Here is a 14,295-nt window from a genome sequence, read left to right on the forward strand (position 1 = left end):
GCCGCGCGGCCGGCCGGTCGGGCAGGACCTGCTCGGTGCGGCACCAGAAGCATCAGCCGTCCCACAGGACGGACGCAACAGCCCGCGCCCGATCCGGCACGGTGGAACCATCCCAGCCCGTCTGACGTGCAGGTACATGGGGTGCCTGGGATGCCGTTCCGGGCCCGGTCGGACCACGAGGACGGGGGAACGGTGTCGGCACGCAAGGACGTGGACGGCGTCGGGGAGTTCGCGGCGCTGCTGAGAGCCCTTAAGGAGCGCACGGACCGCAGCTACGGTTCGCTGGCCCGCCGCCTGGCCATGAACACCTCGACATTGCACCGGTATTGCGCGGGCGACGCGGTCCCGGTCGACTTCGCTCCCGTGGAGCGCTTCGCGGCCCTGTGCGGGGCCACCGCCGACGAGCGCCTGGAACTGCACCGCCGCTGGCTCGTCGCGGTGGCGGCACGGCAACGGCCTCGCGGCGGCACGGCCGGAGGCAGTGCGGCCGCGGGCGGATCGGTGGAGGGCGCGGGCTCCACGGTCGCCGCCGGTGCGGGGCAGGCCGCGGCTGCGGTGGAAGGACGGTCCGCGGCTGCGGCGGAAGGCGCAGGCGGCCCGAACGGGGAGGCAGCCGCGGAGGGTGACGGGCCGTCAGCGGGCGGGGGCAGGGCGGAGGCCGGGGAACCGGCAACCGTAGGCGACAGGGCGGAGGCCGAGGGACCGGCAGCCATAGGCGACAGGGCGGAGGCCGAGGAACCGGCAGCCATAGGCGACAGGGCGGAGGCCGGAGAGCCGGCAGCCGCCGACCGTAGGGCAGAAGCCGAGGAACCGGCAGCCACGGGCGACAGGGCAGAAGCCGGGGAGCCGGTCGTGGCCGGGGACGCCGGGCCGGATGGGCGCGCGGCGCCGGGCCGGGGCGCCCCGCAGGGCGCGCACGCGGTGCGGGTCGCCGAAGCGGCGCGGGGCGCGGGCGCACACCAGGAGGCGGGCGCCCCGTCGAGCGGGCGCGCGGCGGACGCCCCGGCCGGGCCGGACGGGACGTCACGAGAGGCGGACGCCCCGGCGGAAGCGGACCCGGTGAACCTCCCTGCCCCGCACGCCGCCCGTCCCCACCGCCCCTGGCACCGTCACCGGCGGCTCCTGATCGGCCTCGCCGCCGCCTGCGCGCTGCTGGCGACCCTGGGAGGTCTCGCCGCTCTGCCCGACGGACGGCGGGCAGCCGCCGACGGCCCCGCCCGTACCGTCGCCCCGGCCGACCCCGGGGCGGACCCGGCCGGACCGCCGGGACGGCACGGCTCCTCCACGCCGAGCGACTCGCCCACCCCGGAGCCGTCGTCGTCCTCCACCGCCCCGGAGAAGGCAAAGGGAGGGAAGAAGGGGAGGAAGCACGGCACGGCCGGCCCCTCGCCGTCCGCCCGGACCGCCGCTCCCCCGCGGAACGGCTCGTCCGCCGCCGCACCCCTGACCTGGTCCGCCGACTCCCAGGCGTGGAAGCTGGGTTGCGGACACGACTACGTGATCAGCAAGCCCCCGGGCCGGGTTCCCCCGCCGCCCGTGCCGCAGGACGCGGGCACTTGGGCCGCGACCCAGGGCGCGGTGCATGCGGGCGAGACGCTCGTACGGCTTTCGGTGCAGGGGCGGACCGACACGGCTGTCGTACTGGAGGACCTGCGCGTGCGCGTGGTGGGGCGCACGGCCCCCGTCGAGGGCAACGCCTTCGCGATGGACCAGGGCTGCGGCGGTGCCGTCACCCCGCGGTACTTCGAGGTGGACCTGGACAAGGACCGGCCCCTCGCCCGCGCGGTCGCCGGCAACGACGCCGGGACGCCGATACCGGCGGTGCGCATGCCCTACCGGGTCTCCGCGCGAGAGCCCGAGGTGCTGCTGGTGACAGCGGGCACCCGGTCGTGCGACTGCCGGTGGTACCTGGAGCTGGACTGGTCCTCGCAGGGCCGCAGGGGCACGGTCCGGATCGACGACCGGGGCCGGCCCTTCCGCACCAGCGCCCTGGAGGGCCTGCCCCGCTATCGGTACGACACCTCCTCGCGCCGGTGGACGCCGTACGGCTAGACGCCGCGGAACGGCTACGGCCGGGGCATGTTGCGCAGGTTGGAGCGGGCCATCTGCACCATGCGGCCGACGCCGCCGTCCAGCACGATCTTCGAGGCCGACAGGGCGAACCCGGTCACCATCTCGGCCTTGATCTTCGGCGGGATGGACAGCGCGTTGGGGTCGGTGACGACGTCGACGAGGGCCGGTCCCTTGTGCTTGAAGGCGTCCTTCAGGGCCCCCCGGAGGTCCTTGGGCTTCTCGACCCGCACCCCGTAGGCACCACAGGCACGGGCGACGGCCGCGAAGTCCGGGTTCTTGTTGGCGGTGCCGTGGGACGGCAGGCCGGCGACCAGCATCTCCAACTCGACCATGCCGAGCGAGGAGTTGTTGAAGAGGACGACCTTCACCGGGAGGTCGTACTGCACCAGCGTGAGGAAGTCGCCCATCAGCATGGAGAAGCCGCCGTCGCCGGACATCGACACGACCTGCCGTGTGCGGTCGGTGAACTGCGCGCCGATCGCCATGGGCAGGGCGTTGGCCATCGAGCCGTGCGAGAAGGAACCGATGACGCGGCGGCGGCCGTTGGGCGAGATGTACCGGGCGGCCCAGACGTTGCACATGCCGGTGTCGACGGTGAAGACGGCGTCGTCGGAGGCGACTTCGTCGAGCACGGACGCCACATACTCGGGGTGGATCGGCGTGTGCTTCTCGACGTTTCGGGTGTAGGCCTTCACCACCCCCTCCAGCGCGTCGGCGTGCTTCTTGAGCATCCGGTCCAGGAAGCGGCGGTTCTTCTTCTCCTTCACCCGCGGGACGAGGCAGCGCAGCGTCTCCCGTACGTCGCCCCACACCGCGAGGTCCAGCTTCGAGCGGCGGCCGAGGTGCTCGGGCCGCACGTCCACCTGGACGATCTTCACGTCGTCGGGGAGGAACGCGTTGTAGGGGAAGTCGGTGCCGAGCAGGATCAGCAGGTCGCACTCGTGGGTGGCCTCGTACGCGGCGCCGTACCCGAGCAGTCCGCTCATGCCGACGTCGAAGGGGTTGTCGTACTGGATCCACTCCTTGCCGCGCAGGGCGTGCCCGACCGGGGCCTTGATCTTCCCGGCGAACTCCATGACCTCCGCGTGCGCTCCGGCCGTGCCGCTGCCGCAGAACAGGGTGACCTTGCCCGCCTCGTCGATCATCTCGACCAGCCGGTCGATCTCGGCGTCGCCGGGGCGCACGCTGGGCCGTGAGGTGACGAGGGCCGTCTCGGCGGCCTGTTCCGGGGCGGGCCGGTCGGCGATGTCCCCGGGCAGGGTGACGACGCTGACGCCGCTGCGTCCGACGGCGTTCTGGATGGCGGTCTGGAGCAGCCGCGGCATCTGCTGCGGGCTGGAGATCATCTCGCTGTAGTGGCTGCACTCGGTGAACAGCCGGTCGGGGTGGGTCTCCTGGAAGTAGCCGAGGCCGATCTCGCTGGAGGGGATGTGCGAGGCCAGGGCGAGGACCGGCGCCATGGAGCGGTGGGCGTCGTAGAGGCCGTTGATGAGGTGGAGGTTGCCGGGACCGCAGGAACCGGCGCACGCGGCGAGCGAGCCGGTGATCTGGGCCTCGGCACTGGCGGCGAAGGCGGCGGTCTCCTCGTGCCGTACGTGGATCCAGTCGATGGCGGAGTTGCGGCGGACGGCGTCGACGACGGGGTTGAGACTGTCGCCGACGACCCCGTAGAGGCGCTTCACCCCGGCGCGGGTGAGGATGTCGACGAACTGTTCCGCGACGTTCTGTTTGGCCATGGTTCTCGTCTGCCCCTTCGGTCTGCCGGGATCCCTCCGAGTTCCATCACCTCACAGGCCGCGTACTCACGCCTCCCACACCGCCGCGGCCGTACGGTCGTCCGCGTACCCCTTGACCCGGACCTGGGAGTCCGCGAAGAACGCGGCCAGGCCGGGCGCCTCCGGGAGGGACCACCGCTCGGCGAGGTACTCGCCCAGCTCGGGTTCGCCCCGCAGCGGATCGGCGAGACCGCTGCTGCACATCAGGAGCGTGTCACCCGGGCGGGCGACGGAGGTACGGAAGCGGAAGGGCTCGCGGGGCGGCTCCGGGGCCGGTTCGTAGGGGCTCGGCGGGGCGGGGATGCCGAGGTCCATGGTGAGCCGGTCGCCCTCGGGGGTCTCGGAGGGCGGCGACCCGAAGCCGAGGACCGCCTCGCCCCGGACGTCCGCCACCCGGGGCTCGATGTCCTGCCACTCCCCCTCCCGCAGCCGGAACAGCCCGCCGGGGCCGACGCCGAAGAACACGCGGGTCCGGCAGGCCGGGTCGGCGGGCAGCAGCAGGCAGCGCAGGCTCGCCGCGTACTCCTGCGGGGTGACGCCCTGTTCGCTCGCGCTGGCCCGGAGCCTGCCGAGACTGCGGTCGGTGAGCCGGTGCAGCCCGGACTTGAGGTCGCCCCGGCGGCCGCCCCTGATGTCCTCCACCAGGCGTGCGTGGCTGCGCCCCACCGCACGGCCGATCCAGTGACACGCCTCGGCGGCGGCCCGGTGCGCGCCCGGCGTGGCGCGGGCCCCGGTCGCCATCGCCACCAGCAGCAGCGCCCGTTCGCCCGTCCCGAACCGCGCGGTGAGCAGGGAGTCGCGCCGCGGCTCACCCCGGTACCGCGCCGAGTCGCCCCGCACGGACACGGCCCGCAGGGTGCAGGACCCGTACCGGGCGCCGTCGAGGACCGTGTCCGCGACGAGGTCGCCGAGGTCGTCCGGATCGGCGGCGGGCAGGGCGGTGGGTTCGGCGTCGTAGGTGGGCGGCCGGGAGCCGACGTGGCCCCGGGGCCCCGGTTCCCCGGCGGGCCGCTCGATCCGGGACGCCGGCTGCTCCACCGCGGGTTCCGGCGGCGGCCCGGCGGGAAGCGGCGGCACGGCGACGGTCCCGACCGCGTGGTGGGGCTCCGCCGGGGAGCCGGACCCCGGACTCTGCGGCTGCGCCGACGGTGGATCCACGGGCGGAGGCGGGGCGGAGGGCACGTCCGCCCCGGCCGGCGTGCGGCCGGCCCCGCCCGGCCAGGCCGGGGGCGAGACCGGGGGCGGCGGCACGGAGGGCATCCCCGGGCCGGGAGGCGCGACCGCGGGGGGATGCTCCGGGGGTGCGGGGGATTCCGGGGCCGGGGGTACGGGTCCCGTTCCGGGTGCGGGCGCCGTTGGCGGTGCGGGGGCGGGTTCCGTTCCCGGCACGGGCTCGGGCGCGTGTCCGGCGGCAGGGGCGGGCGCCGGTCCGGCCTCGGCCGGGAACCCGGGTCCGGAGGTCGGTCCGGGTGCGGACCCGGGCGTGGGCCCGGGCTGCGTTCCCGGCGGGGGCTCGGGCGCGGCTCCGGGGGCAGGTACCGACCCGGGCTCGGGCGCGGGTCCGGCCTCGGGCGGGAATCCAGGTCCGGACGCCGGTCCGGGTGCCGGGGTGGGCTGCGTTTCCGGCAGGGTCCCGGGCGCGGCTCCGGGAGCAGGTACCGACCCGGGCTCGGGCGCGGGTCCGGGGGCGGGTCCAGATGTGGGTGCGGGGCCGGGCGCAGGCGCGGGATCCTGTCCCGGCGCACGCCCCGGTGCGGGCTCGGGTGGGAGGGGGCCCGGGCGGTGGTCCGGGGCCGGCCGTGCGGTCCGGGGGTGGTCGTCCTCGGGGGCGTCGGGTCCCTGTCCGGTGGGGTCCTGAGGCTGTCTCGCCGCCGGGAAGGTGACCGGGCCGGGCGGACGGGACGGCGGTGGCTCCCACGGGGCCCGCGGCGGCGGAGCCGGCAGGTCGTCGGCGCCCGCCCGGGGCGACGGTACGACGGGCCGCCCGGTCACCGTCCCCGCCGCCGAGGCGAAGCGGTCGTCCAGGGAATCGGGGGCCGGTGCCGGGCCCGTGTCGTCGGTGGAGTCCTCGTACAACTGCCTCCACCAGTCGTCCTCGTGACCGGTGGGCCTTCCCCCCTGCTGGCTCATGCCCCCGATTGTCACCGCACGAGCCGGATGAAAACGGGGCTCTTGGAAAAAACCGGCCCGTCACCCCGCGGTGATCGACACGTCGGGTGACTCCTGGAACAGCCGTGCGATCCGGGGCGACGGGGCCGCCCGGGCGGCTGACCTGCGGGTGTCGCCCACCGTCGCCCTGCTGACCTGCGCGTTCTCCCGGCTTCCGGCAGTCTGGTCAGATGGGAGTGTGGGACCTCCTGCTGGTCGGGCTGGTCATCCTGCTCGGACTGTGCGGCGTGCTGCTGCCCGCGATGCCCGGCTCGTGGCTGGTGTGGGCCGCGGTCCTGTGGTGGGCGCTGAAGGATCCGCAGCCGGTCGCCTGGTGGGTCCTGGTGGGGGCGACGGGCCTGCTCCTGCTCTCCCAGGCGGTGCGCTGGACGCTGCCGCCCCGCCGGCTGCGCTCCGACGCCACCACCCGCCGCATGCTGGTCTACGCCGGCACCGGCTCCCTCCTCGGTTTCGTCCTCGTCCCGGTCCTGGGCGCGATCCCCGGCTTCCTCGCCGGGATCTACCTCTTCGAACGCCGCAGGCTCGGCCGGCACGGTGACGCGGTCGCCGCCGTGCGCACGGTGCTGCGCTCGGGCGGCTCCGCCGTCCTGGCCGAGCTGTTCACCTGCCAGCTCATCGCCGCGGCCTGGGTGGGCGCGGTGGTCTGGGGCTGAACCGGCGCACCGCCCAGGAGGGGGTCAGGCCGCGAGGACTCCCTCGTGCGTCAGCAGCCGCACCTTGCGGTCCAGGCCGCCCGCGTACCCGGTCAGCGCGCCGCCCGCCCCGATCACCCGGTGGCAGGGCCGCACGACGAGCAGCGGGTTGGCGCCGATCGCCCCGCCCACGGCACGGACCGCGGCCCGGGGCGCCCCGATGCGCGCGGCGATCTCCCCGTAGGTGACGGTGGCGCCGTAGGGGATGGCGTCCAGTGCGGCCCAGACCTTCTCCCGGAACGGTGAGCCCTCGGTGCGCAGGGGCAGGCGGAACTCCTTCAGGTCCCCGGCGAAGTAGGCCGCGAGCTGCTCCTCGGCCTCGCGGAAGGGCCCGGCGTCACGCCGCCAGTCGTCACGCACCTCCCGGCCGCCCTTCTGCCCGGGCACGGACAGCGAGGTCAGCTCGCCGGAGGGGGCGGCGGTCAGGAGCAGCGGCCCGAGCGGGCTCGCCATGCTCGTCCAGTAGGCCAACGGGTTCATCGGATCTCCCACTCCCCTGCTGCGCGCAGGTGGTTCAGGGCGTACGAGCGCCAGGGGCGCCAGGTGTCGGGGACGTCGAGCCCGGGCGGGGCGGCGTCGGGGTCGCCGAGGGCGCGGGCGCGGATCTCGGCGAGGGTACGGGCGTCCAGTCCGGGCACGGCCCGCAGGGCGTCCTGCGCGGCGTCCCGGTCGGCGCCCGGGTCGAGGCGTACGGCGTGGTCGGCGAGGGCCGCGGTGAGGGCGCCGAGGGTGCCGCCGGGTTCCGCCCCGGCGAGGACCGGGGGTTCGGGGAAGAGGTGGGTGAGGCTCCCGCAGGGGGCGTCGAGGGCCTTGCCGTACCGCCGGACCAGCCGTTCCGCCTCCGCGCGCCCCACCAGTGCGCGTACCGCGAGTTCCTCGGGGTCGGCTGCGCCCGGGGACCGCAGGCCGGGCCGGGCGGCGACCAGGGGTGCGAGCCGCGGGTCGGCGCCGAGGCGGCCGTCGACGGCGTAGGGGTCGGCGTCCAGGTCGAACAGCCGCCGCAGCCGCTGGACGGCGGTGGTCAGGTCGCGGAGGTCGGTGAGGTGCAGCCGGGCCTCGAGCCAGCCGCCGGGGTGGGCGCCGGAGGTGGTCCGGGCGGCACCGGTGCGTTCGGCGACGGCGACGATGCCGGTGCCGTACGGCAGGCGGAGGGTGCGCCGGTAGGTGCGGGCGCCGGGCGGGCCGCAGACCTCCTCGATGCCGGGCACGGCCTCGTATTGCAGCAGGTCGAAGACGGGGCCGGACTGGTACGGGCCGCGGTGGGCGAGGCGCAGCGGGATGCCCGCGTCGGGGGCGGCGGTGCTCCGGCCGTGGCCGCCGCGCGGTGCTGCGGCGCGCAGGTCGCTCGGGGTCGTGGCGTACACGGCCCGGATCGTGTCGTTGAACTGGCGCACGCTGGAGAAGCCGGCGGCGAACGCGATCTCGGTGATCGGCAGTCCGGTCGTCTGCACCAGCACGCGCGCGGTGTGGGCCCGCTGGGCCCGGGCGAGGGCGACGGGGCCTGCGCCGAGTTCGGCGGTGAGCTGGCGCTGCACCTGCCGTGGGCTGTAGCCGAGGCGGGCGGCGAGTCCGGTGACGCCCTCCCGGTCCACCACCCCGTCCGCGATCAGCCGCACGGCCCGGGCCACGACGTCCGCGCGTACGTTCCATTCGGCGGAGCCGGGGACGGCGTCCGGGCGGCAGCGCCGGCAGGCCCGGAATCCGGAGCCCTGCGCGGCGGCGGCGGTGGCGAAGAACCGCACGTTCGCCCGCTTCGGGGTGACGGCCGGGCAGCTCGGCCGGCAGTAGATGCCGGTCGTCTCGACGGCGAAGAAGAACACGCCGTCGAACCGCGCGTCGCGGCTGCGCACGGCCGCGTACCTGGTGTCCTCGTCCGTCCTCTGGTCCATCACCCGTCCAGTCTCCGCCGCCGCCCCACCCGCCGCTGGCGGAAATCGGACACGACATCGGCTCCCGGACCGCACCGGGCCCGGGGTGACTTCCGGGCCGCGCCGGGTCCGGGGTGAGCGGTGCACACCCAGCCCGACGGCTACCGAACAGCAGCCGCCGGGCCAGACATACCCGGGCGGACCCGGCCCGCGGGGCCGGTGGTCAGCCGCGCCAGTGGGGGCCGCGCTTGGCCTCCATCGCCGCCTTGCCCATCGCCCCCTTCCGCTTCCAGTCCTTGCGGATCTCGGCCCGCAGCCGGGCGTCGGTCTTGGCGACGATGCGCTGGTTCTCCCGCAGCAGCTTGCGGTAGCTGTGCAGGCGCCGTTCGGGCAGGTCGCCGTCGTCCACGGCGGCCAGCACCGCGCAGCCCGGCTCCGCCTCGTGGGCGCAGTCGTGGAAGCGGCACCGTTCGGCCAGTTCCTCGATCTCGGAGAAGACCTGCCCGACCCCCGTCCCGGCGTCCCAGAGGCCGACGCCCCGCAGTCCGGGGGTGTCGATGAGGACGCCTCCGCCGGGCATGACCAGCAGGTTGCGGGTCGTGGTGGTGTGCCGGCCCTTGCCGTCGACGTCGCGCGTGGCCTGGACGGCCATGACGTCGGCGCCGAGCAGCGCGTTGGCGAGGGTGGACTTGCCGGCGCCGGACTGGCCGAGCAGCACGGACGTGCCGCCGCCGACCAGGGCGGCGACGACGTCGAGCCCTTCGCCGTCCAGGGCGCTGACGGGCACCACGGGCACGCCGGGCGCGCTGGTCTCGACGTCCTGCACGAGGTGGGACAGCGTGACGGGGTCGGGCACGAGGTCGGCCTTGGTGAGGACGACGACGGGCTGGGCGCCCGACTCCCAGGCGAGTGCGAGGAAGCGCTCGATGCGGCCGAGGTCGAGCTCGACCGCGAGGGACACGGCGACGATGGCGTGGTCGACGTTGGCCGCGAGGATCTGGCCCTCGGACCGCTTGGAGGAGGTGGAGCGGACGAACGCGGTGCGCCGCTCCAGGAGTGTGCGGACGTAGCGCGGGTTGCCGCCGGCTTCGACGGCGACCCAGTCACCGGTGCACACGACGCGCAGCGGGTCGTGCGGGGTGACGAACGCGGTGTCGGCGCGCAGCACACCGCCGGCGGTGACGACGTCGCACTGCCCGCGGTCGACGCGGATCACGCGTCCGGGCAGCAGCCCTTCGGCGGCGTGGGGGGCGAACTCGTCCGCCCACGCGTCGTCCCAGCCGTAGGGGGCGAGCGCGGAGGAAACGGAGGAGGCGGAGCTGGAAGTCAAGGGTGACCCTTTCGAGGCCGGCCCCGGCGCGACGGATGGGTCGGATCAGCCGGTGGCCGTGGAGGTGGACGTGACGAACTGGATGCGGGCAGCGCTCATCGCAATGACAGCCATCGGTCGACACCTCCTCGTTCCTCGATCGGTCGTGCGCCTGCGGCAGCGACCGGCGTCACCGTATCCCGTGCCGGCCCGGCCGCGTCAACCGCTTTTCGCGCAGGCGTGGCCGTTCAGCGTGAAGCCGTACGGCGGGGAGTTGGTGCCGGTCCAGGAGGCGAGGAAGCCGAAGCTCAGCTCGCCGCCCGCGGGCACGGACTTGTTGTAGTCGGCGGCGGTGGCGGTGACGCGGTTCCCGGCCTGGGAGACGGAGGCGTCCCACATCTGGCCGGCCTGCTGGCCGTCGCGGAAGGACCAGGACACCCGCCAGGTGTCCAGGGGCCGGCTGCTGGTGACGGTGACGGTGGCCTGGAATCCGTCGGGCCACTGGTTGACCAGGTCGTACTCCACCCGGCAGACGGGGGCGGCGCTCCGCCCGGGCCGGGGTTCGGCGCGCTCGGTGGGCGAGGCGGTGCCCTGCGGCCCGGTGTGCCGGTCGCGGCTCTTCGACGAGCGGGGCGTCGCCGGCTCGCGCGTGCGCTCGGTGGCCGGGCCGGACGGCCGGCCGGTCGCGGGTGGCGACGGCGAGGGGGCGGAGGGCAGGGACGGACGGGGGTCCGCCACCGGCTCGCGGCCACCGTCGCCCCGGGTGGTGAGGTCGTCGCCGGAGCCGCCGAACGGCATCAGCGTCACCCCGAGCGCCAGGGCGGACACCAGGACGGCGGCGACGAGCAGCCCGTTGCGCGCGACCCGCGCCTTCTGCGCCCCGTCCTGCGGGTCGGTGTCGGGCGGAGTGGGGCGTCCGGCCCCGAGGCGCACCTCGGCCGCGCGGCGGCGGCGTTCCAGGTAGGCGAGGCCGCCCCAGCCGATCACCCCGCCGGCCAGTGCCCCGGGCAGCCCTCCGCCGTGCAGGCGCAGGCAGGCGGCGGCCTCGGCGCACTGCACGCAGGTGGCCAGGTGCCGGGAGAGGTCGCCGGGGGTCTCGGCGCCGGAGCGGGTGACGGCGTCCAGCAGCCGGGCGTAGCTGCGGCAGCGGGCGTCCATCGGGGTGTCGAGGTGGTTGCGGTGGCAGCGGTCCCGGAAGAGGGTGCGCACCTGCTGGAGTTCCTCGGCGGCGGAGGCCGGGTCGAGGTCGAGGCGGCGGGCCGCCGTGGGCAGCGGGAGCGCCTCCGCCTCGGCGAGCCACAGCAGTTCGGCGTCCGCCTGCTGGAGGTCGCGCAGGGCGCGCAGGGCGAGCGGGCGTTGCAGGGGCGGTCCGGTGTAGCGGGCCGCCTTGTCGGAGTTCAGCCACAGCCGCAGGTCGGGATCGAGCTTGTGGCCCTGCCCGGCCTGCTCCCAGGCCGCGGCGGTGGTGCGGACGGCGGTCAGCAGCAGGGGGATGCGGGGCAGCCGGGCGTGGCGGCGGCCGGTGCCGCGGGCCGGTCCGGCTTCGGCCTCCCGGGCCTCGCGGATGCCCAGCGCGAACGCCTCCCGGGCCAGTTGCGCGGCGGCGGCGGAGCCGGACGTGCACAGGTCGGCGTAGGCGAGGACCGCGTCCCAGCACTCGGAGAACCACGCGGCCTCGGTCGCGTCCTGAGGGGTCGGCAGGTCGGGCATGTGTCTCCTGCATCCACAAGCGAGAACAACTCACCACGTCGGCAGAGGAGTTGGGGGAACCCTCGCGGCAGGGCCCGAGCTTTTCACGCGTCCCGCACAACTGACAAGCGCCCTGTTCAGATGTGAGAACAGGGCGGCCGCGCCCCCACGGCTCCGTCTCGAAGATGCCGTACGTGCGCGTCCGCCCTGTCGACTCACCGCCGCCTCGCCCGGAGGGGCGGCGTCATCGAAGTGTCAGAGAACGGCGGTCGGTTCGTCCGCCGGGAGGCTGTCCATGAAGGAGCTGACCGAGAACACCGCGTTGCCGGCGCCGGGCGGGCCGTAGCCGGGGGGCGAGGAGAGCCCGAAGTCCTCCATGGTCTGCCGGTACGCCTGGAGCAGCCGGATGTGGTACTCCAGCGGCGCTCCTTGCGGGTTGGCCTTGCCGAGGGGGGTCGTGGGCTCGGGGCACCAGGTGGTGAAGCGGGGCGTGATGCCCTGGGACATGAAGAAGCGCAGGCCCTCGGTGGTGGAGGCGATGGCCTCGTCGACCGTCTTGAAGCCGAAGGGCTCGGCCATCTCCACGCCGGCCACGAAGTTGGGGATGACGTTGCGCGCGCCGAAGATCTCCGCCGAGTCCAGGATGCGCTTGTGCCACTCGTCGCGGCCGACGTAGCGCTCCTTGCCGGGGCAGTACATCTTGAACAGGTACTCGTCCCACACCTCGTAGTTGGGGTGGTAGATCTGCACGCCGTAGTCCTTGAAGCGCTGGACGTCGTCGCGCGGCAGCGCCTGGGCCACGACCTTGCCGATCCAGCGGCCGGGGAAGCGCTCCTCGATGGCCTTGGCGTAGTGGCCGTAGAAGTCGGCCTCGTCGCGGCCGGAGACCGTCTTGGTGATGGCGCCGCCGGTGAGGGTGTAGGCGGTGGACTGCTTCGCGGTGTCGTACCGGTCGATGATCTCCAGCGCCTCCAGCACCTCCTCGACGTCCTTCACGCCCGTGTAGGGGCGGCCGGCCGCCTTGTGCTGGCGCCAGTTGTGGTTGATGTCGCAGTACTGGCACTCCTCCTTGGCGCCGAAGTACTGGCAGACGCGGAAGACGGTCAGGTAGATGAGGTAGCCCCACTGGATGGTGGGCGCGACCTCCATGACGGACTTCCCGTTGGAGAGCTTGTGCCGGTAGTACTCGGGCATCGGCGGCACGCCGACGTCGGAGATGCGCCTGCCGTCGAGGTAGAGGCCGAGCACGCCGTCCTCGCTCGCCGCGACGCGGTAGGGCGAGGCGGGGTTCACCCGCACCGAGACGACCGTGCGGCGCAGGTCGTACGGGCCGCCGGTGAGGATGATCTCCTCGGGCGGGCGGCGCAGCGCGGCCTCGCCCAGCTCGGGCAGGGTTCCGTGGTCGAAGGAGAAGATGAAGTACGACTTCGGCTTCACCTCGCCGCCCTCGTTGTCGCTGAGCGCGGAGGGGTCGAAGGTCACACCGCCGCGCAGCAGGTCCTCCTTGAAGACGGCTTCCCGCGGCACGTGCGGGAACCGCTCCATCAGATCCTCGACCAGCGCGGTTCGGCTGCCCATCCCGTCTCTCCTCCCGGTGCGGACGTACGACTCCTCACGGTATGCCCCTCGGTGCGCGGGCCCGGTACCGGGTCCCCCCGAACCGGGCGGATGCCCTTTTCGTCCCTTTCGCGCGGGGGCTGCGTCAGGCCTCGCGTTCCAGTGTCGCCCAGTCGACCGCATACGCCGGCTTCTCCCCGGCCGCCAGCCGTTCGGCCTCCTCGGCGACCACCCGGCCGAGCCGGGCCAGCTCGTTGCCCTGGGAGCCGGCGAGGTGCGGGGTGACGAAGACCCCGGGCAGGTCGTACAGGGGCGAGTCGGCGGGGAGCGGCTCGGGGTCGGTGACGTCGAGGACCGCGGTCAGGCGTCCGGCGCGCACCCGCTCCACCAGGGCGTCGTGGTCGACCAGCGCCCCGCGCGCGGTGTTGATCAGGACGGCCCCGTCGGGCATCAGGTCCAGCTCGCGGCGGCCGAGCATGCGGTGGGTCTCGGGGGTGGCCGGGGCGTGCACGGTGACGATGGCGCAGGTGCGCAGCAGCTCGTCCAGGGGCAGCAGGGGCACGCCGAGCGCGGCGGCCTCCTCCTCGCCGACGTAGGGGTCGGTCAGGGCCGGCCGCAGATCGAAGGGGCGCAGCAGGTCCAGGACGCGGCGGCCGGTGCGCGAGGCGCCGATGACCCCGACGCGGCGGCCGTGATTGCCGATGCCGGGCACGACGCCCCCGCCCGAGGAGGGACGGTCCGTCCGCAGGCGCTCACGGGCGGCCAGGGCGTCCTTCCCGGCGAGCAGGATCATCGCCAGGGTGTACTCGGCCACGGGCACCGCGTTGGCGGCGGCGGCCGTGGAGACACTGATGCCGCGCTCGCGCAGGCCCGGGGCGACCAGGGCCTTCACCGAGCCGGCGGCGTGCAGCACCGCGCGCAGCCGGGGGGCGGCGGCCAGGACCTCCTCGTCGAGCGGGGGGCAGCCCCAGCCGGTGACCAGGATCTCGGTCCGCGCCAGCACCTCCCGCACCCGCGCGCCGGTGAAGTCCCGTGCGACGAGGGCCGGGTCGACGTCGACGGCCGCCCGCAGCCGCGCCAGCACCTCGGGCGGGAAGAGCAGCGGCACGTTCCGCGGCGTCATGGCGAACAGTGCCTGGGCGCGCTCGTGCACGGGCCTGACC

Annotated in this window: 10 protein-coding genes; 2 read left to right on the forward strand and 8 right to left on the reverse strand. The window is 74.9% G+C overall.

All coding sequences use genetic code 11. The annotated features are described in order from the left end of the window. Positions 1–192: 192 nt before the first annotated feature. A complete protein-coding gene (locus ACZ6ZN_RS05080) occupies positions 193–2,052 on the forward strand; it encodes a helix-turn-helix domain-containing protein (protein ID WP_469643133.1) in 1,860 nt (619 codons plus the stop codon). 14 nt (positions 2,053–2,066) lie between these two features. Here the strand turns inward: ACZ6ZN_RS05080 and ACZ6ZN_RS05085 are convergent, their stop codons facing one another. Then, a complete protein-coding gene (locus ACZ6ZN_RS05085) occupies positions 2,067–3,809 on the reverse strand; it encodes a pyruvate dehydrogenase (protein ID WP_398109615.1) in 1,743 nt (580 codons plus the stop codon). 66 nt (positions 3,810–3,875) lie between these two features. Further along, positions 3,876–4,886 (reverse strand): protein phosphatase 2C domain-containing protein, encoded by a 1,011-nt coding sequence (locus ACZ6ZN_RS05090; protein WP_469643135.1) that lies wholly within the window; start codon positions 4,884–4,886, stop codon positions 3,876–3,878. 1,301 nt (positions 4,887–6,187) lie between these two features. Between ACZ6ZN_RS05090 and ACZ6ZN_RS05095 the strand changes: the two genes are divergently transcribed. Next, positions 6,188–6,670: a DUF456 domain-containing protein gene (locus ACZ6ZN_RS05095; protein WP_451877884.1), complete on the forward strand. Its 483-nt coding sequence runs from the start codon at positions 6,188–6,190 to the stop codon at positions 6,668–6,670. Positions 6,671–6,694: 24 nt separating this feature from the next. Here the strand turns inward: ACZ6ZN_RS05095 and ACZ6ZN_RS05100 are convergent, their stop codons facing one another. From ACZ6ZN_RS05100 to ACZ6ZN_RS05125, 6 genes are all read right to left on the reverse strand, one after another. Next, positions 6,695–7,189, reverse strand: a complete 495-nt coding sequence (locus tag ACZ6ZN_RS05100) for a methylated-DNA--[protein]-cysteine S-methyltransferase (protein WP_469643137.1) — start codon at positions 7,187–7,189, stop codon at positions 6,695–6,697. Beyond that, complete coding sequence (locus ACZ6ZN_RS05105) at positions 7,186–8,598, reverse strand: DNA-3-methyladenine glycosylase 2 family protein (protein ID WP_469643139.1); 1,413 nt, start codon at positions 8,596–8,598, stop codon at positions 7,186–7,188. Before ACZ6ZN_RS05105 ends, ACZ6ZN_RS05100 begins: the two co-directional genes overlap by 4 nt. A 202-nt stretch (positions 8,599–8,800) precedes the next feature. Continuing rightward, positions 8,801–9,907, reverse strand: a complete 1,107-nt coding sequence (gene rsgA, locus ACZ6ZN_RS05110) for a ribosome small subunit-dependent GTPase A (RefSeq protein ID WP_469643141.1) — start codon at positions 9,905–9,907, stop codon at positions 8,801–8,803. 198 nt (positions 9,908–10,105) lie between these two features. Next, positions 10,106–11,596 carry a cellulose binding domain-containing protein gene (locus ACZ6ZN_RS05115; protein ID WP_469643143.1) on the reverse strand — a complete coding sequence of 497 codons (1,491 nt, stop codon included), beginning with the start codon at positions 11,594–11,596 and terminating at the stop codon, positions 10,106–10,108. A 234-nt stretch (positions 11,597–11,830) separates the two neighbouring features. Continuing rightward, positions 11,831–13,153 (reverse strand): radical SAM protein, encoded by a 1,323-nt coding sequence (locus ACZ6ZN_RS05120; RefSeq protein WP_469643144.1) that lies wholly within the window; start codon positions 13,151–13,153, stop codon positions 11,831–11,833. Between the two features lie 124 nt (positions 13,154–13,277). Continuing rightward, positions 13,278–14,285: a hydroxyacid dehydrogenase gene (locus ACZ6ZN_RS05125; protein ID WP_469643146.1), complete on the reverse strand. Its 1,008-nt coding sequence runs from the start codon at positions 14,283–14,285 to the stop codon at positions 13,278–13,280. Positions 14,286–14,295: the final 10 nt, after the last annotated feature.

It is taken from the genome of Streptomyces sp. NPDC053665, from assembly GCF_055585285.1.

Bases quoted from the DNA above. Each gene is read 5' to 3' on its own strand.
- ACZ6ZN_RS05100 (WP_469643137.1), bottom strand. From the start codon at position 7,189: ATGAACCCGTTGGCCTACTGGACGAGCATGGCGAGCCCGCTCGGGCCG.
- ACZ6ZN_RS05095 (WP_451877884.1), top strand. From the start codon at position 6,188: ATGGGAGTGTGGGACCTCCTGCTGGTCGGGCTGGTCATCCTGCTCGGA.
- ACZ6ZN_RS05105 (WP_469643139.1), bottom strand. From the start codon at position 8,598: ATGGACCAGAGGACGGACGAGGACACCAGGTACGCGGCCGTGCGCAGC.
- ACZ6ZN_RS05085 (WP_398109615.1), bottom strand. From the start codon at position 3,809: ATGGCCAAACAGAACGTCGCGGAACAGTTCGTCGACATCCTCACCCGC.
- ACZ6ZN_RS05120 (WP_469643144.1), bottom strand. From the start codon at position 13,153: ATGGGCAGCCGAACCGCGCTGGTCGAGGATCTGATGGAGCGGTTCCCG.
- ACZ6ZN_RS05115 (WP_469643143.1), bottom strand. From the start codon at position 11,596: ATGCCCGACCTGCCGACCCCTCAGGACGCGACCGAGGCCGCGTGGTTC.